Source organism: Flavobacterium supellecticarium (assembly GCF_004801375.1).
In the GTDB taxonomy this organism is placed as follows: Bacteria; Bacteroidota; Bacteroidia; order Flavobacteriales; family Flavobacteriaceae; genus Flavobacterium; species Flavobacterium supellecticarium.
This window is the reverse complement of record NZ_SSNZ01000001.1, coordinates 313,550-337,837: the sequence shown is the minus strand read 5'-3', so window position 1 is coordinate 337,837 and position 24,288 is coordinate 313,550. Positions and strand designations below refer to the sequence as shown.

At 35.9% G+C, this 24,288-nt stretch carries 25 protein-coding genes and 1 pseudogene; 5 read left to right on the top strand and 21 right to left on the bottom strand.

Annotation, left to right across the window (positions count from 1 at the left end):
- Position 1 precedes the first annotated feature (1 nt).
- From E6C50_RS01690 to E6C50_RS01620, 15 genes and pseudogenes are all read right to left on the bottom strand, one after another.
- Positions 2-1,180 carry a hypothetical protein gene (locus E6C50_RS01690; RefSeq protein WP_136401470.1) on the bottom strand — a complete coding sequence of 393 codons (1,179 nt, stop codon included), beginning with the start codon at positions 1,178-1,180 and terminating at the stop codon, positions 2-4.
- Positions 1,181-1,210: 30 nt separating this feature from the next.
- Positions 1,211-1,675: a hypothetical protein gene (locus E6C50_RS01685; RefSeq protein ID WP_136401469.1), complete on the bottom strand. Its 465-nt coding sequence runs from the start codon at positions 1,673-1,675 to the stop codon at positions 1,211-1,213.
- Positions 1,676-1,684: 9 nt separating this feature from the next.
- The gene (locus tag E6C50_RS01680; protein ID WP_136401468.1) at positions 1,685-2,203 is read right to left on the bottom strand and encodes a hypothetical protein; all 519 of its coding nucleotides are present in this window, start codon (positions 2,201-2,203) and stop codon (positions 1,685-1,687) included.
- Between the two features lie 140 nt (positions 2,204-2,343).
- Positions 2,344-2,961: a hypothetical protein gene (locus E6C50_RS01675; RefSeq protein ID WP_136401467.1), complete on the bottom strand. Its 618-nt coding sequence runs from the start codon at positions 2,959-2,961 to the stop codon at positions 2,344-2,346.
- Positions 2,962-3,275: 314 nt separating this feature from the next.
- Positions 3,276-4,076 (bottom strand): hypothetical protein, encoded by an 801-nt coding sequence (locus E6C50_RS01670; protein ID WP_136401466.1) that lies wholly within the window; start codon positions 4,074-4,076, stop codon positions 3,276-3,278.
- A 94-nt stretch (positions 4,077-4,170) separates the two neighbouring features.
- Complete coding sequence (locus E6C50_RS01665) at positions 4,171-5,133, bottom strand: hypothetical protein (RefSeq protein WP_136401465.1); 963 nt, start codon at positions 5,131-5,133, stop codon at positions 4,171-4,173.
- Positions 5,134-5,220: 87 nt separating this feature from the next.
- The gene (locus E6C50_RS01660) at positions 5,221-6,264 is read right to left on the bottom strand and encodes a DUF4932 domain-containing protein (RefSeq protein WP_136401464.1); all 1,044 of its coding nucleotides are present in this window, start codon (positions 6,262-6,264) and stop codon (positions 5,221-5,223) included.
- A 108-nt stretch (positions 6,265-6,372) separates the two neighbouring features.
- Positions 6,373-8,088, bottom strand: coding sequence for a S41 family peptidase (locus tag E6C50_RS01655; RefSeq protein WP_136401463.1), 1,716 nt, complete (start codon positions 8,086-8,088; stop codon positions 6,373-6,375).
- A gap of 11 nt (positions 8,089-8,099) precedes the next feature.
- On the bottom strand, positions 8,100-8,621 hold the full coding sequence (locus E6C50_RS01650; RefSeq protein WP_136401462.1) for a hypothetical protein: 522 nt from the start codon (positions 8,619-8,621) through the stop codon (positions 8,100-8,102).
- A gap of 107 nt (positions 8,622-8,728) precedes the next feature.
- Positions 8,729-9,924, bottom strand: a pseudogene (locus E6C50_RS01645) (IS256 family transposase).
- Between the two features lie 158 nt (positions 9,925-10,082).
- Complete coding sequence (locus tag E6C50_RS01640) at positions 10,083-11,078, bottom strand: XAC2610-related protein (RefSeq protein WP_136401461.1); 996 nt, start codon at positions 11,076-11,078, stop codon at positions 10,083-10,085.
- Between the two features lie 77 nt (positions 11,079-11,155).
- On the bottom strand, positions 11,156-12,007 hold the full coding sequence (gene dinD, locus E6C50_RS01635; RefSeq protein WP_136401460.1) for a DNA damage-inducible protein D: 852 nt from the start codon (positions 12,005-12,007) through the stop codon (positions 11,156-11,158).
- A gap of 197 nt (positions 12,008-12,204) precedes the next feature.
- Complete coding sequence (locus E6C50_RS01630) at positions 12,205-12,417, bottom strand: SymE family type I addiction module toxin (protein WP_136401459.1); 213 nt, start codon at positions 12,415-12,417, stop codon at positions 12,205-12,207.
- A gap of 137 nt (positions 12,418-12,554) precedes the next feature.
- Entirely contained in the window at positions 12,555-13,394 is an 840-nt protein-coding gene (locus tag E6C50_RS01625; protein WP_136401458.1) for a PD-(D/E)XK nuclease domain-containing protein, read from the bottom strand.
- Positions 13,395-13,512: 118 nt separating this feature from the next.
- A complete protein-coding gene (locus E6C50_RS01620) occupies positions 13,513-14,202 on the bottom strand; it encodes an IclR family transcriptional regulator (protein WP_136401457.1) in 690 nt (229 codons plus the stop codon).
- A 100-nt stretch (positions 14,203-14,302) separates the two neighbouring features.
- Between E6C50_RS01620 and E6C50_RS01615 the strand changes: the two genes are divergently transcribed.
- Positions 14,303-15,478, top strand: coding sequence for an MFS transporter (locus E6C50_RS01615; protein WP_136401456.1), 1,176 nt, complete (start codon positions 14,303-14,305; stop codon positions 15,476-15,478).
- A gap of 4 nt (positions 15,479-15,482) precedes the next feature.
- Positions 15,483-16,205: a 3-ketoacyl-ACP reductase gene (locus E6C50_RS01610; RefSeq protein ID WP_136401455.1), complete on the top strand. Its 723-nt coding sequence runs from the start codon at positions 15,483-15,485 to the stop codon at positions 16,203-16,205.
- Between the two features lie 130 nt (positions 16,206-16,335).
- On the opposite strand, the gene arsB is transcribed toward E6C50_RS01610, so the two are convergent.
- The 4 genes from arsB to E6C50_RS01590 all read right to left on the bottom strand — a co-directional run bounded on the left by arsB (position 16,336) and on the right by E6C50_RS01590 (position 18,853).
- Positions 16,336-17,370, bottom strand: coding sequence for an ACR3 family arsenite efflux transporter (arsB, locus tag E6C50_RS01605; RefSeq protein WP_136401454.1), 1,035 nt, complete (start codon positions 17,368-17,370; stop codon positions 16,336-16,338).
- Positions 17,360-17,995: a low molecular weight phosphatase family protein gene (locus tag E6C50_RS01600; RefSeq protein ID WP_136401453.1), complete on the bottom strand. Its 636-nt coding sequence runs from the start codon at positions 17,993-17,995 to the stop codon at positions 17,360-17,362. Before E6C50_RS01600 ends, arsB begins: the two co-directional genes overlap by 11 nt.
- 6 nt (positions 17,996-18,001) lie before the next feature.
- Complete coding sequence (locus tag E6C50_RS01595) at positions 18,002-18,451, bottom strand: DUF6428 family protein (protein WP_136401452.1); 450 nt, start codon at positions 18,449-18,451, stop codon at positions 18,002-18,004.
- A gap of 72 nt (positions 18,452-18,523) precedes the next feature.
- Positions 18,524-18,853, bottom strand: a complete 330-nt coding sequence (locus tag E6C50_RS01590; RefSeq protein WP_136401451.1) for an ArsR/SmtB family transcription factor — start codon at positions 18,851-18,853, stop codon at positions 18,524-18,526.
- 129 nt (positions 18,854-18,982) lie between these two features.
- Between E6C50_RS01590 and E6C50_RS01585 the strand changes: the two genes are divergently transcribed.
- From E6C50_RS01585 to E6C50_RS01575, 3 genes are read left to right on the top strand one after another with little or no spacing between them, the layout of a single operon-like run.
- The gene (locus tag E6C50_RS01585; protein ID WP_136401450.1) at positions 18,983-19,849 is read left to right on the top strand and encodes an EamA family transporter; all 867 of its coding nucleotides are present in this window, start codon (positions 18,983-18,985) and stop codon (positions 19,847-19,849) included.
- 60 nt (positions 19,850-19,909) lie between these two features.
- Entirely contained in the window at positions 19,910-21,832 is a 1,923-nt protein-coding gene (locus tag E6C50_RS01580) for a DUF294 nucleotidyltransferase-like domain-containing protein (RefSeq protein WP_136401449.1), read from the top strand.
- Between the two features lie 4 nt (positions 21,833-21,836).
- Positions 21,837-22,442 carry a 3'-5' exonuclease gene (locus E6C50_RS01575; protein WP_136401448.1) on the top strand — a complete coding sequence of 202 codons (606 nt, stop codon included), beginning with the start codon at positions 21,837-21,839 and terminating at the stop codon, positions 22,440-22,442.
- Positions 22,443-23,035: 593 nt separating this feature from the next.
- Here E6C50_RS01575 and E6C50_RS01570 read toward each other — a convergent pair.
- Positions 23,036-23,698 carry an ATP-binding protein gene (locus E6C50_RS01570; protein WP_136401447.1) on the bottom strand — a complete coding sequence of 221 codons (663 nt, stop codon included), beginning with the start codon at positions 23,696-23,698 and terminating at the stop codon, positions 23,036-23,038.
- A 9-nt stretch (positions 23,699-23,707) separates the two neighbouring features.
- On the bottom strand, positions 23,708-24,160 hold the full coding sequence (locus E6C50_RS01565) for a hypothetical protein (protein WP_136401446.1): 453 nt from the start codon (positions 24,158-24,160) through the stop codon (positions 23,708-23,710).
- Between the last annotated feature and the right edge of the window lie 128 nt (positions 24,161-24,288).

Below are 24,288 nucleotides of genomic sequence, written 5' to 3'. Positions count from 1 at the left end.
TTTAATCTTCCGGATATAAATCTTCCTTGTTTAAATAATCCTGAAATTCCAGCTCGGTATATAGAATTTTATGATCCGGTTTTTTAGTATAGTTACCATACGCTGGTACGTATTTATCGCCCTCGATTACCTGCCAATTCATTTGTTTGTGTTTTAAATACCATCTTTTTTCTTCGTTTTCATCTTTACCATCCTGCGTTTTCCATTGTTTGTGATAGGCCGACCAGGATAGGCTTTCGCAGCATTCGCATCGATCGAAGTAAACCGCTTTATAACCGCAGATTTCACAAAATTCCGGGTTTTCGAAATTTTTGATGTAGTTGTAGTCCAGTCCCGGAAAGCCTTTAGGGATATGATTCAAAAAAGAACCAAAACCTGTAACGTAATTTGCTATATATATCGTACCGGTAGGCCAGCCTGAGGGTTCTATATATGGTTTTTTTAATTCAATTTTTAAAAAACGATGTTTATCGCTATAATCTAAATCCTTGTCGAACAAAGCCTTTTTTATATTATTCCATTCATAAAATTTGTCATTATGTATAAAACCATTTTTCTGGATCGTAACTTCACCGCGGTTTTCTACATAGTGCTCCTGACACGCCACATAGTCCCAACCGGAATTATACCGGATTTCTCCTTTTTTACCACAGGTTTCGCAAACTTTTTCAGATTTGTATTCGTATTCCTCCAGAATAGTCTGAATGGGATCTTCATATTGGCATTGCGTGTAAAAACGCAACGATGCATATTTTTCTTTAATGCAGGAAACGCTCCTATTCCATCCCTGTTGGTCTAATTCCTGTAGCATTTCAATTAGTAACGGATGCCATCCCTGTCGGATTTGCAATTGGATTCCGTTTAAATCGGCCAGCTTTCTTAAATCATATGAGTTTAGTTGATCATTAATGATAAAATCGTCCAGATTGGTACATTCTTTATTTACAAATTCGGCATCTTTATAGAAGTCGACTTCCGGTTTTTTTACCTGAGACAGGTTGTCGAGCGCATAGTGTTCGATCGTTGCACCGTTGGCTTTTGCGATTCGTTCCTGAATGCTGTCGATAAGATCCTGATGATCGTTTTTCTTTTTGAATTGGAAAGGGTTCCCTTTTACTATATAAATAATCAATACAAAAGAAATAAAGAGTCCGAGTATAATGGCTGTAGTAATGGTCATTTGATTTTAATTTTTGATAGGGCTAAGTGATTATACCCAACCCGGTCCGTTTTTATGCAAACAGGGTTCGGCAATTTTTCCTAAATCGTTGTATTCCATAGGTGGTTCGTCATTTTCGGACAGTTGGTACATCTTATAAAAAGCTTGAAAATAGTCGGGATTTAATTCGGAATAAGCCGTCCCTTCTTCCAGCAATCGCATTCGGCCTTTTTCTATCGCCTGCCAAAAAAGGATTTGATTTTTGGGCGTTAAACTGCGTATATCCAAATATCGGTTTGTCCAGTTATTTAGTCTTGCATTGTAAAAACCATAACCGCAATCGCTTTCCAATTCTTCATTTTCTATAGGTATTTGTAACTCCAGCCATTGGGCTAATGGGATACCATCCGGAATATATTGTAATTCGTTAATGGCAATTTTAAGAATAGAATCATAGCCGGTCCAGCGTCTCGAAAAACACCTGCCATCTTTATAAATTATAAAACAACTTGCCATTTCTTTTTGCTATAAAGTTAAAAAAAATACATGCTGCGATAACTCCAGACATGCTACTAGTGTTGTAATTATAAGTACCCCTATCATAATCCTGTTGTCGATACCATAGACTGCACGCATATTCTTGTTACACAACATTATTATTATCGTTAAAAAAAACAGCGATAGCAAAACATAAGCGATCATTACCAGTGTAGCCGGACCGTCTTTAAACAGCATCGATACAGACGTTTCCATAATTATAATGCTAATGAAAGTACCCATATTTAAAACAGCTGCATGTGTTGCATACAAGGCTAAGAGAAACCAACCAAGTGGCTTGTTGATATAGAACAAGACGATTCCTGACGGAAGAACCACTAACGATAGCAACCATAAAACGGTTTCGAGATCCCATTTGGACATTATATAGGAGAATACAACAAGCGGTTCGCTCCATTCATTATATGATTTTAAAACAAAAATCCCGATAAAAAACAGGGATACAATTTTTATGTTGTTCCTTACGATTGGCGACTCTTTTTGCATGGAAATGGTAGTGTTGAACAGTTTTTTTGAATGTCTTTCACGTTGCTTTCTGTTTTACTTTTTTATATTTAGTCTACAAAATACGGATAGCTTACTCGTAAAAAGGATTGGAGTATCATTTATCTTTATTAAAATATATTTTATTCCATATAATCCGGATTGTTAAAGGTTAGCTTTTGAGGTTTTAAGACTTCCTTAAATTTTCCTTCCCGGGTATCTATTTTCCAGATTCGGTAAACTTTTGTAATCACGGGTTTTCCATTTTCTTCATAATCGGCTACATAACTCTCTCTTTCATCATATTCACCATTATCCGGAAGGTTTAGGTAAACCATAGAAAACCTTCTTTTCTTATTTTTCCCGGTTCCATTTATTTCGTCAACTATTACATAGGGTCTGTTTTGTGTTTCGGGAGCATCCAGAAATTGTTCTAATACGACTTTGCTTTTTCCATTCCAGCATTGTTCTATATTTTTACTAAATATAGCTACAGCATAGCGATCGGTTTCCAAATCGTTTTCGACTAACGTACCACTGCATTCAAATATAGGATACGCTTCTATTTCTTTCCCTTCTTTATCGATAAAAGAAGTGTCAAGTATGCTTTTTTCTTCTTTTGACGTTATAGTAGCAGTTTCTTTTTTAATACTGTCGGTAACGTTTGTTGCTGTTTTCGGTTCGGATTGTCCGTTTTCTTTGGTATTACAACTGAAAACAAAAAATAGAATTAAGCCCGTTAATCGTAAATAGTGTTTCATTTTTTTTAAATTATGTTTTTTTACGGTAGGTTCCGTTTTTTTTGCCACAGCTTGTTTTTTACCTTCAGTTCCGATAGTCGAATTAAGAGTGTGCTCTTTTTCTTCTGTTTTGGAATGACAAGCTGTTAAAGCTATTGTAATTGTTAGATATAATATTCGTTTTTTTAGTGTCATTAGGATAAAACAAACTGTTTGGAAGTTTATAATCTTTAATTATCAGATTCGAATAGTGTTGGTGTTTTTTATTTAAGTAGTAATGGTTCGATTACCATAAATAAAATTGTTTTTTTCTTAAATACATTTTTGTCCGGTTCTTAACAGCCTTTACTATAACTCCAGATGTTTGGTTCTCCGTTATCATCGATAATTTTTAGCCAGCCTTCAGTTTGTTCCACTGTGTTTTCCGACTCACTTAACTCGGTATTACAGGGATGTTCTTTATATTTTATGACGTTTGCCTTACACCATTGTCCAAAAACTTTTTCGGAAAGTTTAATTTCCAACAGATCACCTCGGATCGTACGGATCACTTCGCTGTTACTGTTGGGTTCTTTCCGCAATTTTAAACCGGGTTCGTTGGCATAATATCCTAAAACAGTAGTGCGCTCTTTTAACAGATGTTCCATCCAGCTAACCGTTTTAAATCCTTTACGGTTTATTTCGTCCATTTGTAACCAATAGCTTTTCCGACTGTCGAAAACACGCACATAACCTGTTACCATATCGTTATAATTAATTGCAAACAGGTCATAACCGATTTCTTTATATTCTTCAGTATCAATTAACTGTTTCCTATTTTCGGAAATAAAATAGAGCCCATATGGTGATTGATCATCGTCTTTATTGATCTCACGCTTTAGTATTCCAATAGCTTTGCCACCGGGTTTGTCATACACTGTAAAACCCGATTCGGGCGATAGTACACAACAATATTGTTCCGATTCCCGTAAACTGTCAACAACTGGTAAAATAAGTCCGGCCTCTTGCGTTTTTTTAACTGGTGTTGCGGCTCTTGTATCAACTGCTTTTGCTGTCTTTGTTTCTTTTTTTTCATTTGAGCTATTGCAGCCTATCAGGAATAAAAAAGAGATTACCACTAAATGGTTTATTTTCATAGAATTAATAAGCGATTATGCCTTGTATTTAATTATATTTTTTTTATTGTTTTGATCTTATGGTTTGCTAACGTTATTGGATTATCATTTCTTCTTATTCCCGCTCCATTCTGAAATACTTCTCAGAAAAAACATATTCGACGTTATTCGTATAGCTATTTACCCATTCCGGATAATAATATTCGGCATAAAGAATATTATTTTTGATTTTGTATTTGGCAAATGGTTTTCCGATTTGCGGTACCTTTTTTAATCCGAACGTTTCGCTTGTCCGATTATTGAAATTACAATCCATATCGTCACTCCAAATCATGATAAACTCGGTATCGCTTATCTTTTTTATCGGATAGTTGTACCGGCATTGTTCGTGGTATACAATTCGCATCGAAGTGCTGCCAATATAAAGGTTTACAATCCCACCAGCCCACGACCCTCTAAAATCTTCGGGTTCTTTTTCCTTAGTATCCTTAGTTGCTAACCGGATTTCGGTCATCATCCATTTATTTTTTTCCTTCTTTAAAAATACTGTCGATAACAGTTGTTTGTCATTTCCACTTATATCATAGGCAATATAAATAGCAACCGAAGCAGTTGTATCGTTAATTTTCGTTACATTCTGAGTCCAGAATTTAGCGGCCGGATCCTCGCTGCCGAGCCAGTTCATTGTATATAAGTACGAACAGTAATGACCAGGATCGTATACTTGAACATTTTGATATTCTTCATATTCGAAGTTTTCAATAAACTCTGCACAGTTCTGAAGTCGGTCTCTCTCGCTTCGGATAAATTGTTCTGAAATAGTTCCTAAATTGCGAAGGGTTTTAAAATATGATATGGTATCCATAACGCAATAGCCATTTTTTCCTTTTACAATTTCGCAATTCGGAAAATCATTTTTAAAATACCAGTCGTAAAAAGAACGACCGCTTTGTTCAATAGCTTTTAATTCTGCTTCTGTGGTGATATCCGTTACTGCGGTATCGTTATTTTCTGTTGTTTTGGAAGTACAGCGTATCAGTGTTACGGTTACAATCAAAAGTAAAATCAGTTTTTTCATTCGAATTTGGTCAAGAAATAATAATAGTTATTTGTGCTTTTATATTCATAAAATGGTAAATCAAAACGCTATAAATAATCGTAAAATTTAAAGTTTATTCTTTTGCAAAAAACCTAATAACTCCGGATAGAAATCGCGAATCGTTTTAAATGAGTTTCTATTGGTCGAATAGGTTTCCATAAAATAATATAAGGGTATGGCTAATTTAAAATGGCGCGCCTGATTTTCTATTTCTTTTAAACCGGCTTCTTTCCCAAATTTTTGCGCGAGTATTTTTGCGGTACAAACGCGTACAAGTAGCTCTTCCGATTCGTTTTTCCATTCCGATTCTTTAAGCGTTTCACCTTTGGTAGTTGTTAAAAACAGACTTCGGATGGCAAACAATTCCGTATCATATTTTTGTATAAAGCTTCCTAAAAACAGATGACTTATTTCGTGGACAACTACGTTTAAATAGGGTGTAAATTGTACCGGACTGTTATCGGTTAAATTTTTAGCGGTATCGTTCAGATAGGCCAATCGGAACATTCTTTTTCCTTTAAATAAAGGATCTACCGAAGGAATAGCGTTGTTTCCTAAATTATTTAATAAATCCAGATAGATTATAAATTTCCCATCGGTCGACTGTCCGTAAAAGTTGTTGATTTCTTTTAAAATTGCAGAGGATTGAACGGAATCGTTCACTGTTTTACAAACAGACTGATATTGTTTTTGATGCTCTTTGATAAACTTTTTGACGTTACATTCTTTATAAAATGTATTAAAATGCTGCAAAAACACATCATTTGAAGTACTCTTTATATACTTTACTTCCGGTTTTATTTTTACAGTAAACGGATACGTATCGGATAAAAACAAACCCATCGAAGCCATATCGTAACCATCCCAGGATTCTAAATTCCGATACCAGTTTAAGGATGCATGGTTTTTATACGGTTCAAAATAGGTTTTAACATCTTTATAATAAGTCGAAGGTGTAGGTTTTACATCTAATGTATCGGCAGTTGCCAGCGTATAAAAAATACTTAACGCTTCCATCCTATCGTCAATCGTAACGACAAGATTCTGTTGTGCATAAAGGGTGTTAAACAGGAATATAAAAATCCCAATTAAGTTGTATTTTATTTTCATTCAAGTAGTTAACAATTGATTAGTATCTGATATTGAAGTAGGCTCCAGTATCAATTTTAATGGTATATAACTAGTTTCCTTTTAGAAAAAACGTATTTATAAACGTTTTTATTTCCCGTCAATCAGTTGAAACGCTTTTTCCAGCAAACGGTCTTCTTTGTTTCGGATACTTTCTAATGTTGGTCGAATAATCACATCAGGTTTTATCCCGATACGCTGCGTTTCGGTTCCATCGGGATAATAAATTCCCAATCCGGAAAAATAAAGAGCATTGCCATCGGTTAATTTTATCGAAACCATATTGCCATCTGCACCGGCTGTTTGACTTCCGACAAAAATGACATTTGGTACCTTTTTAAAAATCATCGCCCACAATTCGGCCGCGCTTTGGGTGTACTCGTTGATTAAAACCACCACCTGACCTGTATAAGCCTCCGGATTTTCTTTCCCGATGTATTTATATTCTTTAGTAATGATATAATCAACAAAACAAAATTTCCCCGGTTGTTCAAAATCAGGTTGTGTTTTAATGCCGATAAACTGTGGTTTTGTAAAGAGATGATCAAATACTTTTAGCAAAGAACCATCATCATTATAACCTCGCAAATCGAACACAATTCCTTTAGTATTCTGAAGGGAACGCATCAGACTGTCGATTTCTTTTCCGCGTAAGGACGAAAATTCGACATAAGCCTTATTATCCAATCGAAAAACAGGATTTAATCGACTTTTCGCATTATTCCAAATCAGATATTCATAATTCTTACCATTATAAGTCAGATGATAATTCGGAATCCCCTCTTGGTCCCATTCTTCTTTAAAGTTTCGGGACATTCGTTCTAAAGTCGTTTTAAATGATTTTCCGCTTTCAGTAACACCTTCAATCGTAACACTAGGCTCATTTCCGCTAAACAAATAATTATAGGCATCCCGTATTTGTACCGATACATTCGACGCCGGGTAATATTTTGATTTTTCAGCTATGATTTTTTGAACTGATTTCCCGTTGATTTTGGTAATCAAATCCCCTATCTGAATAGTCGCTTTTTGCGTTTTCTTTTCGTCTTTTATCGCCGTAATTAACACACCTTTATCCACAATCTGAAACGTAAAAGGCGCGCTAAGTTTTCCAAAAACATCATATTGGTGGGTGTTTTTTAAGCTGGTATGCGTATCCTGGATTTCCGCTGTCAGTTGGGTAATCGCCCATTTATAGTCTTGTTCGGTTTTGATGTTTTTAAAAATCGGAACGTATTTTTTCAGCACGGCATCCCAATGGTGATCCAATAGATATTTATACGGATAAAAATAGGCAATCGCATTCCATACCCGAAACAGTTCCAACAGTTTAACATTCGTTGAAAAACCGTCATATACTTTTTCACTCTGACTGTCAAGTCGGATGCTTTTTAAGGTCGGATTACTATAATAGCTTCCAATATTTTTTGGTTGGTTGATCAACTGTAACAATCTGGTTTTGTTGGTAGTACTAAGCTTTGCTTTTTCAATCCATTTGATATCAAAATTCCGAAGCGTAATACTGTCACAGATTGCTTTTTGAGGCGTAAGCGTTTCAAATGCCGCTTTATCGGCTATTTCCAACCATTCGGTGATCATCTGATCTTCGGTACGTTTGGATTTGTTTTCAAAAGTAGTAATCAGGGTTTTATCCCAATCGACTTTCCCTTGTGAAACCGCCGGATGGTAATATTTAATCACCCCCCAGACTTTTACCAACGTAACCAATTGATCATCGGAAATTACGGTGGATTGTGCGAAGAGTTGAGACGTTATAAATAGGAAAAGGATGATGCTATTTTTCATATTCCGATTTGTTATATAATAGTCCAACCTTTTTTAAGAAAGGTAAGTTTCCCGTTTTCTATAAACGTTTTGATATCTGTTTTTTCGGTTGCCTGCTCGCTCGTGATCTCTAATAAATAAACGGTTGGATTGCTGACATTCTTATTGAATAACCAAAATTTAAATCGTTTTACTTTAGGTGAAGTGCTTAAAAATTTTAATTCTTCCAAACTACTGATAAAGGAAATTTCGTCTCCTATAATTTGCGGATAAAGTAACCCTTTTAAAAAAATTGGTTTTAAGCTACGATTGATGTTATCTAAAACAATTACTTTATCGTCGAATTTAAACGTGTTAAAGTCGATTTCGGTTATTTTACCGCTAAATTCGGGATAACTTTGAGCACTATAGTGGTCTTTAAAAAAGACTTCCGCCCAATATTTTTCTTGTTCACCTTGGTTCGCAAAAACTTTTTTTTCTGTTTGCGAATCATTTTGGGCATTTGTTGTTACTACAAAAAGTAACGATGTCAGTAGTAATAGTAGGCGTTTCATCGAATGATAATATGCTGTTTTTTGTAGTAAATATAAAGTTTTTCTTTCAGAAAGACACTATCCCAAAAAGTGTGTAAGTTAAAAAATAACAGGGTTTGACTTTTTATTTAAAGTTGAACCCTTTTTTCAAATATGGTTAAGAACTGATTGAGGATTAATCCCCAATTATGGATTGGCATAGTCCATTTTTTGGTTGCTTCTCTTAAAGCCAAATATACGGATTTTAAAACGGCTTCATCCGTAGGGAATGACAATTTGTTTTTGGTATATTTTCTAATTTTTCCATTAAGATTTTCAATTAGATTTGTGGTGTAAATGATTTTTCTGATTTCAATCGGGAAGTCAAAAAAGACGGTAAGTTCCTCCCAGTTTTCTTGCCATGATTTAACCGCATAAGGATATTTATGATTCCATTTGCTGGCAAAATCTTCCAAAGCTCCTTTTGCAGCTTGTTTGGTTGGCGCATCATAAATCTGTTTCATATCTTTAGAAAACTCCTTTTTATCTTTCCAGACTACATAACGGGCTGAGTTCCGGATTTGATGTACAACACAGATTTGTGTTTGCGATTCCGGAATACGTTTTTAATGGTTTGTGTAAAGCCATTGAGGTTATCAGTTGCAGTAATGAGAATATCTTCCACACCTCGGGCTTTTAAATCCGTTAATACTCCCAACCAAAAACTGGCACTTTCATTCTTGCCTAACCACATACCAAGAACTTCCTTTTTACCGTCTCTGTTTAGGCCTACAGCCAGATAAATGGTCTTGTTGATGACCATAGAGCTTTCACGAACTTTAAATACGATACCATCCATCCAAACTATTAAATAAACAGGCTCTAATGGACGGTTTTGCCAAGCAACAATGTCATTGGATACCGATTCTGTAATCCTTGATATAGTAGAGGTAGATACCTCAAAATTGTATACTTCCCTTATCTGCTCTTCAATATCGCTAACACTCATTCCTTTGGCATAAAGCGATATGATGACATTTTCCAATCCGTCAGCCATACTTTGCCTTTTAGGGATTATCATGGGATTGAAAGAAGCTTCTCTGTCTCTGGGAACCTGAAGTTCTGATTCTCCAAATGAGGTTTTAACCTTTTTGTTGGAATAACCGTTCCTAGAATTGGATGTCGTTGATTTTTCGTGTTTATCGTAACCTAAATGAGCATCTAACTCACCATTCAAGATGGCTTCTAAACCACGTTTTTGTAGTTGGGCAAGAAAACCATTTAAGTCTTCACCTGTTTTGAACTGTTTTAAAAACTCTTCTGATAATAACTCTTCTTTTTTCATAAGACTGTGTAACATTTAAAATTAAACAAAAAAATAATGGGGTTTTAAAACCCCATTATTTTTTATACTTACACAGTTAGTGAGACACTACCTTCAGAAAAGCATCCTGATAACACATTCACAAATCAAAGATGTCAAAAATCGAATTATTCGTTTTATCATGGGATCACATTATTTACTTCTTGTTTTTTAAACGTTGCCAGTGTCCCGTATTTGGTGTTATTGGCAGCTTTCATTTCGTAGGTTTTATTAGGCGTTTTGATTACAATTTTGGTATCATAAATCGTATATTCCGTATTATGATTTACGAATTTTAAACTGTTTTCGGCTTTTGAATACGTAAATGTATCGTGGTAAAGCAATTCTATCTTATTATTGACATCGGTAAAGACATAGTACAAAAGGGTTCCGGAGTTGAGAATTTTCATCTTTTTTTTATTTTCAAATTCAAATGAAAGTAAAACCTTGTCGTAGGTTCGTTCTTCATCAAGTACCTGGTATTTTGTTTGTAGCATCTTGCCATTCGTCCATTTTTGTTCCGTATAATCCCATAGGATTCCCGAAGGATCCATCCCCTCTTCTATAATTTTGATCGGATAGGGTTTGTTGTTTCGGACTTTAAATTCGGAGAATTGATGCCAACAACAACCACTTTTGGTCATCGTGCTAATTCTTTTTTCTTTGGAATCGATCTGAAACATGCCGCAATATTCCTGCGCCAGTCTTGTAAAATCGGCGTTGTATTGAAACCCGGCAGTTGTAGCCAGGTAAATTTTAAAAGACGGTCCATGGTAACAACTAAATTGCCCATCCATAATGGCAAAGTCTTTTACGCCGTCGAAATTATAATCCTCGTATAAAATCTGACTTTGTTCGCCATAGGGTAATTCCTTGATGTTCGCTAAAACTTTTCCGTTATGAAGACTAAACGTCAGCTCTTCCGATTTTACTTTGATCAGTTGCTTATTCGTTTTTTGATCATAAATCGCAATCCAACCCGGAGAAAAAACTTCGGAAGTATCGGCGATAAACATTTTACCGTAGTATTGTTTTGAAAAATTATCAACTTTAAAAGTGGTTTGGGAAAAGAGCGACCCCGTGAATAACAGGAACAGTATACTATACAAGGGTTTCATGTTATAGGTTCTATTCAAAAACGTTTTCTATTTTCTTTGAAAATTGATAAATCATTACTGGAGTATTTTGTTTATCCTATTTATTATCCAACTAATTATTCGTTTCTATTTTGTTTACTTTTTTTAGTGTCTTTTAAAACCTTTTTTTCATCACTATCTAGTTTCCGTTGAAGCTTTTTAACATCCTCAGCTGGCGGTAAATCTTCAGGAATTATCCCCCTATTTGTAAGCATATTTCTTACCGCTAAGTTATTATCAATATGTTCTTTTTCAATTTTGGATTGGCCTTTCAAATCTTTATTCTGAACATTCAGTCCTGTCATTTCTGCAGCTAAATCTTTCGCTTTTATACTAATCGTTGGCAAAAAATCGGCAACGGGTCGATTACCCGGTACTCCCATTTTCTTTTTTAACATTTGAGTATTCAGATGAAATAGCGCCTGATCTCCTTTACTTCTGATAATTGCAAATCCCTGGCTATCAACACCTCTTTCATATAAAACTCCCGAGAGTTGCTTTTCTGTCTGACTTAGTTTTTCCCGCGCTTTAACACGTTCAAATTCTAAAAGTCGTTGTTCAACAAGCTCTGCTCTTCTAGTTTGTACCGCAAAATAATTCTGAGCAAATGAAATTTCTTCTTTTCGACTATCGCCATTTTGCGCAATTAGGTAGCAAGCATAACGTGTCAGTAGAATATCATCTATCTCTTTTTCAGCACCTTTTGGCATCGCTATCGTTTTCCTGACGTCAGGAAAATGATATGCTATTTGTTCACCAACATTTTTGCAGGCATCTTTTGCTTTAATAATTACTTTTTCAAAATTTTCCCATTTACTATAGCCTAACAGTACTTGTAAATCTCTGGCACTCCAACATTCAACACCTTCAAGCTCTGCTGCAGCATCTTCAAATTTAAGGAATAAGTCTTGTATTTCTTCTGATTTCATATCTATTTGGAACTTATTAAACTTATAAAATTTGGATTAAAAACTATCAAAATACAGAAAAATGCATCAAAACCTTTTTTAAGTGTTAAAAATAGAGATTTTTTGTTACAATATTACTTCGTTAAGTCGAGGTCGTGTATTTGCATGTTAACCGAAAGAGCTATCAACATAAGGTTGTCAATAGCTCTTGGATTGTATTATTCGGTTGGTCTGATGATTAACAAATTGGACATCGAAGTAACCGTTACCCGTTCTCCCATTTGAAAACCTAGTTCCCGTAACCAATCGCCACAAAGTTTGATTTCCGGAACGTCTTTATGACTGTATTTGTTAACCCTTCTTTTCGGTTGAATTTTCAGGCTACGCACTTCGGGTCTCCTGATAGCTTTTGTTTTTTTGTTAGATTGCATGCATAGTGGAATATTAAGTTATATTCGTCTATTGTTTCGCATCAAACAAGGTAGAAAATGTTTAATAAATAAGATCGCTTTTTGGTGTGGCATAAGTGGACAACGTTTGGGCTTTATTGCTAGCTTTTAGACACTTTTTAACCAACAACATAGATGCCTATCCAATTTTTTGGAAACCCTTTTTCTTGCCATACTTTTTCAAATTTCTTTCTTCCCCAAATATCAGTCTTCACATAGAAAACAGCATAAAATATTTTATAGGTACTATTGTCCGAATAGCCATGAACATCAACAAAGATTTGATCAATAGTTTCTTTAAGCTTTTGTTCACTTTCAGCGTATTTATATTCGATGGCACAATTAAGATATGGAATTAATATATCAGGTTTATATTCTTTTGCTATTTTATTAAATGTCGTTGTGGGATAGTTTGCCTCTGGAAAAATAGATTTACACACAATCTTTATTACATTATAAACTTCAGTTTCTGTTTTAGGATTTCTATTTAAATCATTTATAATCATGGCAGAATTATTTAAAATAGTCTCAAGGTAAATAATTCCTGTTCTTTTCAATAAATATTCAATTTCATTTTCTCCATAATACTCAAAAACATTCAAAAAATCTTCAATTTCGATTAAGAGTAAACTTAATATTTCTCCTGTGTGAGCACTCTTAGCTCCTTTCAAAATCGAATGATCATTTACATAAAATAATTCTAAACTTTCTTTAAATTGATGTAAATATTCTAACATCCTTTGATTTTCTAAGAAAAAACAAATTTGCTTATAAAGCTTTTTTGCTCCCCATGCAAAATCAAATTTAAGCATGGCAATAATTTCTATTTCTGCATATCCAATATTCTTTTCTTTTTGATACTTAAGTAAATCTTCTCGACTATGAATTTTCAAGAAAATACTTTTTAGTTCAACTATACTTTCTTTGATTTTGTGTTTTATATAAGTTTCGTTTTCCAAAATGTTAGCTATTAATATTCTTTGAATTAAAATAGGATTAATTTATTATTAAACATAAAGCTTTTTTTGTTACACAACAAATTCTCTAAATTTCTAACATGATATTATTAGAACCGAATCACTTCAACTCATTCATAATTTCTATCGCTTTCATTATTTCCGGAAGTTTATATCGAAAAGCCGGTCCGGAAACGCATAACACCGCCACTACTCTATTGTTTTGGTAATACGGAATCGCGGCGCAGTTTAAATCGGGTTCGTATTCTTCCAAATCTAAGGCATAGCCGTTTTTTAAAATTTCGCTTAATTCCGCTTGTAATTTCTTTTGTACCGGTTCGTCCAGATTTTTAAGCAGCGTATTTTGTAGGTGTTCCGAGTGTGCCATAAACACTTTCCCGATTGCCGTTCGGGTCATTTCGTAGTCTTTGTTGAGTTCCAACGAGATTTTAACCGATCGGTCGGGTTCCGAAATCAATTCGTGTCGAAAATAGGTTCCCATTTGTACGGACAAATACGAGGTTTCATTCGTCAGTTCGGTGATTTTTTCCAAAGTGGGTCGTAGCGTATTTTTTAAAACCGATACCGATACCGGCGGCGGATAAATACATTGCATTTTGGTCGTGACCCGATACCGCGGACTCAGTTCGTCCTGTTCCACATAACCCAGTTCTTTTAGGGTATTTAGAAAATTGTGTACCGTGGTGTTCTGTAATTCCAGGGCGCTGGCGATGTCGTTTAGGCGTACCAGGTTTCCGTTTTGCGTGATATATTCCAATATATCAAAAGCTCTTTTTACCGACTGTATCATAAAATTCAATAATGATGAACAAACTCGCTTTTTAAATTTAAATTAACCTTAAAGTTTCAAAATTAGCGGATTTTTGCATCCGAAACAACTAAATTTTTATATGCAAAAAGGACTTATTGCCCTGGCTATCGGGGCTTTTACCATTGGAATGACGGAATTTGTAATGATGGGGATCCTCCCCGATCTGGCGGCTTCGCTTAAAATTTCGATTCCGGAAGCCGGTCATTTTATCTCCGCTTATGCGTTGGGTGTCGTGGTTGGCGCTCCGTTTTTAACCGTGATGCTTCAAAATAAACCGCCCAAAACCGCTTTAATTGTATTGGCGGCGTGGATTATGGTTTTTAACAGCTTATCGGCCGTAGCAAACGATTATTGGTCCTTGTTGATTTTGCGTTTCTTATCCGGTTTACCACACGGAACCTTTTTCGGAATCGGTGCTGTTGTAGCCGGAAAATTGGCCAAAGAAGGAAAAACAGCTCAGGCGATTGCGGTGATGTTTTCAGGACTGACGATTGCCAATGTGGTTGGTGTTCCGTTGGGAACGTATATCGGGCATTATATCGACTGGCGGATTACGTTTTGTATCGTCGGGGTAATCGGATTGCTAACGATTGTGAGTATTATTTATTGGCTTCCGAAATTCGAATCCAATGAGAATTCGAGTTTTAAAAAGGATTTGGCTATTTTTAAACGTGTCGATTTATGGTTGGTATTGGCGATTGCGATTATCGGTACGGGTGGATTCTTTAGCTGGTATAGCTATATTGCACCTTTGTTTACCGAAGTGTCTAAATTCGATGCCGGTGCAGTGACGTATTTGATGGTTGTGGCCGGATTGGGAATGACCTTCGGGAATTTCCTGGGTGGAAAATTATCGGATACGTATTCGCCGCTTATGGCTACGATCGGTTTATTAATTGGAATGTGTATCGTTTTGATGTTGCTTACCTTTGTAGCCGATAATCAGATCACGGTAACGGTTATGACGTTTGTGATTGGCGCGGTGGCTTTTGCGATCGTAGCCCCGGTTCAGATCATGATGATGCAATCGGCAAAAGGAGCCGAAATATTAGGATCGTCGATTAGCCCGGCTGCGATGAATGCCGGAAATGCATTAGGGGCTTATCTGGCCGGTATTCCGCTAACGATGGGCTATGGTTATACCTCGCCGGATTGGGTCGGTTTTGCGCTGGCTTTTGTCGGGATTTTAATCGCGCTGGCGTTATTTTTCCACCGAAAACAAAAAGAAACTACTTTAATTACATGTAAAGCATAACAATATGGAACAATTAAACGGAAAAACGGCTCTGATTACCGGAGCGGGAAAAGGATTAGGAAAAGCAGTAGCTTTCGCATTGGCCGCCGAAGGTGTTCATCTGGCGTTAGTATCGCGAACCGAATCGGATTTAGCGGAACTAAAAACGACTATTCAGAAGGAATACCCTAACATTAACATTGAGTTTGAAACAGCGGATGTGGCCGATTTTAATTCGGTGACGGATGCGGTTTCGAAATTAAAAGCTAAAATCGGTACTATTGATATTCTGATTAATAATGCGGGTATCGGGAAATTCGCGAAGTTTATGGATTATGAAGTAAGCGAATGGGAAAACATTATTAAGGTGAACCTTTTGGGGGCTTATTATGTGATCCGTGCCGTATTACCGGAAATGTTGGAACGTCAGACGGGTGATATTATTAACGTGGCTTCCAGTGCCGGTCAGCGTGGTTCTGCGTTGACAAGCGCTTATAGTGCGTCAAAATTCGGATTAAACGGTTTGTCGGAAGCGTTGATGCAAGAGGTTCGTAAATCCAATATCCGGGTGTTTACAATGAATCCAAGTACGATTGCAACCGATTTATCGGTAAGTCTAAACCTGACGGACGGTAATCCGGAAAGTGTATTACAGCCGGAAGATTTCGCGGAAGTATTGGTTTCACAATTAAAATTAAACCGTAGGGCTTTTGTAAAAGACGTAAGCCTTTGGTCAACAAATCCATAGTAAATCCTACTATACCATAACCTACGCTTTTTAAAAATCCTGTAATTCGTTACAGGATTTTTTTTAATCCGCTAACAGTAAAAGTGGTTTATATAAAAGAATTTAATAAACTCTAAATCAACACATAAAACTACGCGGGGTAATATTTCTTTTTCAACCATAAACTAACCTTTACCAATGTGATCAATACCGGAACTTCCACCAAAGGACCAATAACCCCGACAAATGCCTGTGGCGAATGAATACCAAAAACCGCTATGGCTATAGCAATGGCCAGTTCGAAGTTGTTTCCCGCGGCAGTAAAAGCTATCGAAGCATTTTGGCTATAAGGAACCTTTAAACTTTTACTCAGGAAAAAGCTTACCATAAACATCAATACAAAGTACACGATTAACGGTAGGGCTATTTTAATGACATCGGCTGGTAATTCCAGTATTTTGGCTCCGTTTAGGCTAAACATAACAACAATAGTGAACAGTAAGGCATATAAGGTTATTGGTGCGATTTGGGGAATAAATTTCCGGTTATACCATTGGATTCCTTTAAACTTGATCAACCAATATCGGCTTAGATAACCTGTTACAAACGGTATACCCAAATACAACAAAACACTCTGCATCACATCGTCTATCGCTACGGTTACAGTAAAGTGTGCTAATCCCAATTTTTCAGGTAATACATTGATAAACAACCAAACGAAGAAACCATACGTCAGTATCTGAAAAATGCTATTTAAAGCGACCAGTAAAGCGGCATATTCCCTGTTTCCCTTGGCCAGGTCGTTCCATACCAGTACCATAGCGATGCATCGGGCCAATCCGATTAATATCAAACCGCTCCTATATTCGGGTTCGTCTGCCAGAAATAAAAGGGCTATTACAAACATTAACAGCGGTCCTACAATCCAATTGAGTAATACTGATACACCCATTACTTTTCTGTTTTTAAAAGCCAAGGGCAATAATGAGTAATCCACTCTTGCTAATGGTGGATACAACATTAACAATAAGCCGATAGCAAGCGGAATATTGGTGGTTCCTACGGATAATCTGCTGATAACATTCGGTATGGCCGGAAAAAAATGTCCTAAACCTATTCCTACGGCCATTGCCAGAAAGATTAATACCGTAAGGTTACGGTCGGCAAATTTTAATTTAGTTTGCATCACTATCCTTTTTTATCATGGAAAAAACATAAAACATTTCTGTTGCAATCTGTAAACTACGGCTGGCATATACGGTCGACTGTTCGGGTGTGGAATCCGAAAGTTTAGGATCTTCATACGTAATCGCAATTCGTTTTTCCGCTCCGGCTATAAACGGGCAACCGCCATCCGCTTCCGAACAGGTCATAATGGCTCCAAATCCCGCTATCGGATTGTACAAATGGTTGTATTTTTTGGAAAAACCAATTACCGGAAATGCCGTATCGCTATATTGTATAGCATATACTGGATTGTTTTCTTCCGAAAGTCTTATGGTGTTCAATCCCTGTTCCGATAAGGTTTCGATTACTTTTGGAAATACAGCAGTTGCTTCGGTTCCACCCGAATAACAGTACACATCGGAAATACCATACCGGAAAGCAGCGACTTGCGCCCATACCTGTGAAAAAATACTTCTCCGCGAATTATGGGTGCAGATAAAGATGAGGTTAATAGCCTGTTTATCGGTTACTTTTTGCTGTATATAGTCGATTAAAGGTTGTAAAACGGTTTTGCGTTCCCGACTAATGGATTGTTCCGGTTCCAAAAGTCGGATGGTATCAGATAGTATTGGATAGCGATTCATAATTTTCTAATTGCATCCGGAATCCGACGAACAGCAGGCTTTTTTCTGTGTATTTTGATCATCATGCAAACCGCAAGCATCAGCTGCCAGACAAGCGGTCTGTTTGTTTTTTAAGATAAAATGCCTACCGTCAAAATCCAGATCATATTTTCCGATGGTTTCCGATTGGTATTCCACTTCGATAGACGTATCCGCAATACCCAGTTTGTCTTCGGATAACTGAATGATATACAACAATTTTGCGGGTTTTAACCGGTGTTCATAATCATCAGCATCCCATAACTGAAAATTAACAACGCTTTCATTACGGATCGTTCCGCCACAATCTATAAAGTGTCGGGTTATCTTTCCTACTTCAGTAACATGAAAATGTTCCGGTACAAAAGTGCCGTTCTCAAGCTGGAACACCACTGTATCCAGTCCCGGTAAAATGTTTTTGATTTCTGATAGTTTCATAATATGTGATTTATAATAAAATATTTAAAATGTAATATCGCAATATAACGATAATAAAAAATAAAAAAATGCTTAACAGCATTTATCTACCCTCACATCCTGATTAAAGAAATATGCTAATTCCCCTTTGATTGATTCCCAGACTTTTTCATCAATACAATAGCAAACCGATTTTCCTTCGATAGTACCTTTTATAATTCCTATATTTTTTAATTCCTTTAAATGCTGTGAAATCGTAGCCTGTGCCAAACCTAATTCGGATACCAAATCATTGCAAATACAGGCTTTCTGATTGATGATATGGTTGAGGATCGCAATTCGGGCCGGATGTCCTAAAACTTTAAAGATGGAAGCCAATCGGTTTTGGTTATCGGTAAATATTTCTGTTTTGGTTATCCCCATGGTGCGCTGTTTTATAATCGCAATATTACGATATTAAATTGAAATCACAATGATTTTTTTACCCTATTACCCTAAAATCTGAATATTGCGCTTTACCTTTACATCTCTTTTCAAAACACATCTTTTAAAATGCACTTTTTAATTTTTAGTATACTTTGCAGCGTATCCGTCGGAATCCTTTTTAAAATAGCCAGGCGCTATGCGGTTTCGTTTCAGCAAATGATCAATTATAATTATGTCGTAGCCATTATTTTATGTTATCTGGCGTATCAACCCGATATCCATATGGTTACTTCCAATGCACCATGGTCGTTATACAGTTTATTAGCGCTATTATTGCCTACGGTTTTTCTGGTTTTGGCTGCTTCGGTTCGTCACATCGGAATTGTAAAAACGGATATCGCACAGCGTTTTTCACTGATCATTTCAATTCTGGCGGCTTTTTTCGTTTTTAACGAATCGATTAGTCCGGTAAAATGGATTGGTCTGGCTATTGGTTTTACAGCCATTTTTCTGGTTTTATACCGAAATGAAACGACTTCCGGCGAAAAAAATAATGGGTGGTATCCGATAATCGTGTTATTAGGTTTCGGAATTATTGACGTTTGTTTTAAACTAATCGCCGCTTCTACTGAAATTCCGTATACAACGTCGCTGTTTGTGGTTTTCTGCGGTGCCTTGGTGGTTTCAACGGCGATTACGTTGTATACCCTTTTGGTAAAAAAAGAAAAAACAAACGGGAAAAGTCTGTTGTTTGGTTTGGCTTTAGGAATCCTTAATTTTGGAAATATATTGTTTTATCTAAAAGCACATAAAGCCTTACACGACAACCCTTCGACGGTTTTTGCTTCTATGAATTTCGGTGTAATCCTGTTGGGAACACTTGCTGGAACGCTATTATTTAAAGAAAAAATCAGCCGACTGAATGCTATTGGGATTTTCCTGGCTTTTCTGGCGATTATCGTAATTACGGCTTCACAATTGTATGCACTTTAACGCTATTTTATATTTTGAAGTTCTATAAAATTTAGTATTTTTAAGAATTAATTCCCGATCATGAAAAACCCCATTGCAGAAAGAATAGCGGATTTTTTAAAACATTATCCCCCTTTTACCAGTTTAACGTACCAGGAATTAGTCGCTATTTCCGAACATATCAGTGTTAAATATCTGGAAAAACACCAGATCCTTTTTAAAGTGGGTGATGCGACCCATAGCGATTTTTATGTGGTTGCCAACGGTGCCATCGGATTATCCGTTATTTCCGATGCGGAAGAGTTCCTGATCGACAAATGCGACGAGGGCGATATTCTGGGATTGCGTCCGTTTTTTGCTAAAAACAATTACCTGATGACGGCAAAAGCCCGCGAGGAAAGTATCGTTTATGCGATTCCAATAGCGGTTTTTCAGCCGTATGTAGCCAATAATACAAATGTGCAGAATTTCCTGTTGGAGAGTTTTGCTTCCAATACGCGTAATCCATATGATAAGGATCACCGCGGAAAGTTAATCTCGGAAAATATTATTTTCGACGAACAAAGTGCTACAGATATCCAGTATTTCCAGCCTATTAAATATACCAAAAACCCGATTACAGCCAGTTCCAGCGATATTATCAAACATATTGCGCAAACGATGTCGAACAGTCGGATTGGAAGTGTCATCATTCACGATAATCAGTTGCCAATTGGAATTATAACCGATAAGGATTTGCGTTCCAAAATTGCCACCGGATTGTTTTCAATCGATACGACGGCCGATAAAATCATGTCGTCTCCGGTCATTACCGTACCGGAAAACATTTCGATTGCCGAAGCACAAATGATGATGCTAAAACACAACGTAGGTCATTTATGTGTGACCCGCGACGGAACGGAAAAAAGTCCGGCCACTGGTATTATTACCGAACACGATATTGTGGCGGCACAAGCCAACAATCCGGGAATTTTATTAAAATTAACCCGTCGGGCCACGCGTTCGAAAGAATTAAAAGCCGTTCGGGATAAACTGACTGATCTGATTCAGAATTCAATTGATAAAAATATTCCGATTACACATATTACCAGTGTCGCGGCCGAAATCAATATTGCCCTGACAAAACGAGCAATCGATCTGGCCATTGAAAAAATGGAGACACCACCTCCTACCCGTTTTGCCTGGTTTAACCTCGGAAGTCAGGGACGAAAAGAACAGTTGTTACTGACCGATGTCGATAATATTCTGATTTTCGAAGACGTGGAAGCCGAACGCTATGACGATGTAAAACAATACTTTTTACAATTGGCCGATAAGGTTATCGAAACTTTGGAAAAAATCGGTTACGAACCATGTCCACAAGGGCTTATGGCTAACAATGAACTTTGGTGTAAATCACTAACAGACTGGATTAAACAATACAATACCTGGATTAATACTCCAGGTGAAAAAGGAATTAATCTCAGCACCATTTTCTTTGATTACGATCTGATTTATGGCGATGTTTCTTTTGAAAATTCCCTAACGGAAAGTATTTTTAACAGCACCGATAACAACCAGTTATTCTATGCTTTTTTAGGAACCAATGCCATAAAAAAACCCGCTCCATTGGGGTTTTTCCGTCAATTTTTACTGGAACAGGACGAAGAGCACAAAGACGCTTTTGATATTAAAAACAGAGCCATCATGCCACTGGTCGACGCGGCACGTGTGTTAACCATTAGTCGCGGCATCAAAGGAATCACCAATACGTATCAACGTTTTAAAAAACTAGCGGATATGGAAGAACAAAATTCCGATTTGTATCTGGAATGTGCTGAAGCCTTTAATACGTTAACCTGGTTCCGAACCGACGAAGGCTTGCAAAACAATTCCAACGGTGGTTATATCAACATGCAGGAACTTTCGAAAGTGGATAAAGTAAAACTTAAAAACTGCTTTCAACCGATAAACGACATACAGGATTTGATTAAAAACCGCTTTCAATTGACCTATTTCACATAATATTATGGTATTAGACTGGCTTACAGGAAAAGACATCCCGCAATTTTGGAAACAATATTTGGCCCATTTTGACAAAGAAGAACAAAACGGACCGAAACGCTATATTGTTTTTGATACCGAAACGACCGGTTTGGACTGGAAAGACGATGTTATTCTTTCTATTGGTGCGATTTCGGTGATCAATGATGAAATAAAAGTAGGCGATTTTTTTGAAGCTTTCTTAAAACAGGATGTCTTTAATCCGGAAAATGCTATCCTGACCGGAATTTTAAAAGAAGGTAAAGAAGAAAAGATTATCGAAGCCGAAGCGATTATCCGTTTTCTTGATTTTATAAAAGATGCGATTCTTGTTGGTCATAACATTAATTTTGATGTCGAAATGATCAATCAGGCGCTGAAACGTTTGAATCTTGGTAAACTTAAAAATGTTATGTTGGATGTCGATGTGATGTATCAGAAATTTAAAAATCTTCCGGAAGACAAACACCATAATCTGGATGAACTATGCGACATCTTTAAAATCAAAAAAAGCGATCGCCATACCGCTTCCGGCGATGCCTATATTATAGCCTTGTTGTTTTTAAAACTAAAACGAAAATTAAAACTATAATCGGATTTTCAAATGATTTCTCATTAAACTAAAAAAGCAACCTATTAAATTAGGTTGCTTTTTTTAGTTCTGATCGAATTTATATTACAAGCGTTCGTTTTTAATTTAGATTAAAAATTTTATTTTTCCGGAATAGAATTATGTTTTTTGGTAATGATCTCTAATCTCCCAGTAGTTACGGATGTAATATTCTGATATTTTTACGTTCACTTTTGGATTATTCTTATCCTTCAACATAAAATATTTATTTGGCATTGCATACTGAGAAAAACTTTCCTTTTCTTCTGAACAGATCACATCTTCTTTTCGGATAGTGATCCTTTTAAAAAAGAAAATTACAAATTGAACATATTCATCCGTTATTTCTAGTCTTGTAAAAAGATTAGAAATAAAATAGGGCACTAAAAAACAGGATATAAATAGGCTGATGCTTATTAAATAATCTAATAATAGGCTATTTATTACAGTTGGAGATAGAAATCGCCCATTAATAATCATTTCATAATCATATTTTATTGTGAAAAGTAGTAATAATAAATACCAGATAATCGGTATAATAATCCTGTAACTATATTTTGATTTTAACATGGTAATTAATTATTATTTTGAGAATCGTATATTGCTATTCCAACAGAAATCCCCGTTGCTATAAGCCCTATAGGACCAGGAATAAATCCAGCTGCGCCTAAAAGAGTTAATCCTAAATTTGTCCAGTCTTCATTCGTAATTTCGCCATCCGAAAAAGCAACTATAGTACTAACTCCCTGTAAAACGGTACCAACTGCGGCAACTTTTCCCAAAGGTCCTTTTAAAATATATTTAGCCTCAGTCGTCAGTTCTCCACCTAAAGAGCTAACCAATTTTTCAACTGCTACGGCATTTAATCCCTTAATACCATTAACTAAGCCTAGAGCATCCATTTTTTGTTTTAACAAACTGTTATTGTATTGACTAAAAAAAAGCTGACTTTGTATAACAAAGGGCGGTAAACCTCCTTCAGTACTTCCATTTCCTGATCCAGAATTTGTAGATCCATTTATTGAAATCGCTCCAGTAGGACAAATGTCAACACATTCCCAACAACTATGGCAAATGATGTGATTAATAGCAATGTTAGCTCCAATATAAAGATATTCTTGTTCCCAACCTCCAGAAATATATTTTCTTCCTACTTTAATTGCATTAACATCACAAGCTGGTTCACATAATGTACATTCAGTGCATAAATCACTATTAACTTTTATAAATTGACTCATTCTATCCTATTACAGTGTATATTTTATTATGTTTCCCCTTTTATTCAACACACTTTCTTCCCAAATACATTCAAGTTCATGTTTAGTAGCATTAGAAATTTTTACTTCAGCTGGTCTATTGTACTCAATCAAGGAAAGTGTTTCAGTATATTTCTTAATACTAAGATTAGGATTATTCATCATATTCAGAGTAATATATTTTGTATTCATAATATGACCTATAATTAGTAAGCTCTGTACTGTTTCCGTATTCTTAAAGTATATTTTTTCATTTCTTTTCTGTTCATTACTATTACGAATTATAAAAATTTTATTTTTTTTTATAATTTTTTTAAATGCCACCGACTTTTCTTTATCATCATATTGTATAGTCTCATCGCTAGAGCAGGACGTTATGACACTACCAATACCGACTAAGAATGAGCTCAAAACTGTTTTCTTAATAAATTTTCTTCTATTCATTATATAGATTATCAGTTACAAAAATATAACATTTATAAAGCTTAAAGAATGTAAAAAACTATTTAAGGTGTTTTTTTATCACATTTTTCAACATTTAACTATTATCAAAGTAATTGATAATAGTTATA

Bases quoted from the DNA above. Each gene is read 5' to 3' on its own strand.
- E6C50_RS01590 (WP_136401451.1), bottom strand. From the start codon at position 18,853: ATGGGGATAACCAAAACAGAAATATTTACCGATAACCAAAACCGATTG.
- E6C50_RS01565 (WP_136401446.1), bottom strand. From the start codon at position 24,160: ATGAATAGAAGAAAATTTATTAAGAAAACAGTTTTGAGCTCATTCTTA.
- E6C50_RS01670 (WP_136401466.1), bottom strand. From the start codon at position 4,076: ATGAAAATAAACCATTTAGTGGTAATCTCTTTTTTATTCCTGATAGGC.
- E6C50_RS01665 (WP_136401465.1), bottom strand. From the start codon at position 5,133: ATGAAAAAACTGATTTTACTTTTGATTGTAACCGTAACACTGATACGC.
- E6C50_RS01600 (WP_136401453.1), bottom strand. From the start codon at position 17,995: ATGAATCGCTATCCAATACTATCTGATACCATCCGACTTTTGGAACCG.
- E6C50_RS01685 (WP_136401469.1), bottom strand. From the start codon at position 1,675: ATGGCAAGTTGTTTTATAATTTATAAAGATGGCAGGTGTTTTTCGAGA.
- E6C50_RS01630 (WP_136401459.1), bottom strand. From the start codon at position 12,417: ATGCAATCTAACAAAAAAACAAAAGCTATCAGGAGACCCGAAGTGCGT.
- E6C50_RS01575 (WP_136401448.1), top strand. From the start codon at position 21,837: ATGGTATTAGACTGGCTTACAGGAAAAGACATCCCGCAATTTTGGAAA.
- E6C50_RS01610 (WP_136401455.1), top strand. From the start codon at position 15,483: ATGGAACAATTAAACGGAAAAACGGCTCTGATTACCGGAGCGGGAAAA.
- E6C50_RS01620 (WP_136401457.1), bottom strand. From the start codon at position 14,202: ATGATACAGTCGGTAAAAAGAGCTTTTGATATATTGGAATATATCACG.
- E6C50_RS01675 (WP_136401467.1), bottom strand. From the start codon at position 2,961: ATGAAACACTATTTACGATTAACGGGCTTAATTCTATTTTTTGTTTTC.
- dinD (WP_136401460.1), bottom strand. From the start codon at position 12,007: ATGAAATCAGAAGAAATACAAGACTTATTCCTTAAATTTGAAGATGCT.
- E6C50_RS01690 (WP_136401470.1), bottom strand. From the start codon at position 1,180: ATGACCATTACTACAGCCATTATACTCGGACTCTTTATTTCTTTTGTA.
- E6C50_RS01680 (WP_136401468.1), bottom strand. From the start codon at position 2,203: ATGCAAAAAGAGTCGCCAATCGTAAGGAACAACATAAAAATTGTATCC.
- E6C50_RS01585 (WP_136401450.1), top strand. From the start codon at position 18,983: ATGCACTTTTTAATTTTTAGTATACTTTGCAGCGTATCCGTCGGAATC.
- E6C50_RS01660 (WP_136401464.1), bottom strand. From the start codon at position 6,264: ATGAAAATAAAATACAACTTAATTGGGATTTTTATATTCCTGTTTAAC.
- E6C50_RS01615 (WP_136401456.1), top strand. From the start codon at position 14,303: ATGCAAAAAGGACTTATTGCCCTGGCTATCGGGGCTTTTACCATTGGA.
- E6C50_RS01570 (WP_136401447.1), bottom strand. From the start codon at position 23,698: ATGAGTCAATTTATAAAAGTTAATAGTGATTTATGCACTGAATGTACA.
- E6C50_RS01655 (WP_136401463.1), bottom strand. From the start codon at position 8,088: ATGAAAAATAGCATCATCCTTTTCCTATTTATAACGTCTCAACTCTTC.
- E6C50_RS01650 (WP_136401462.1), bottom strand. From the start codon at position 8,621: ATGAAACGCCTACTATTACTACTGACATCGTTACTTTTTGTAGTAACA.
- E6C50_RS01580 (WP_136401449.1), top strand. From the start codon at position 19,910: ATGAAAAACCCCATTGCAGAAAGAATAGCGGATTTTTTAAAACATTAT.
- E6C50_RS01595 (WP_136401452.1), bottom strand. From the start codon at position 18,451: ATGAAACTATCAGAAATCAAAAACATTTTACCGGGACTGGATACAGTG.
- arsB (WP_136401454.1), bottom strand. From the start codon at position 17,370: ATGCAAACTAAATTAAAATTTGCCGACCGTAACCTTACGGTATTAATC.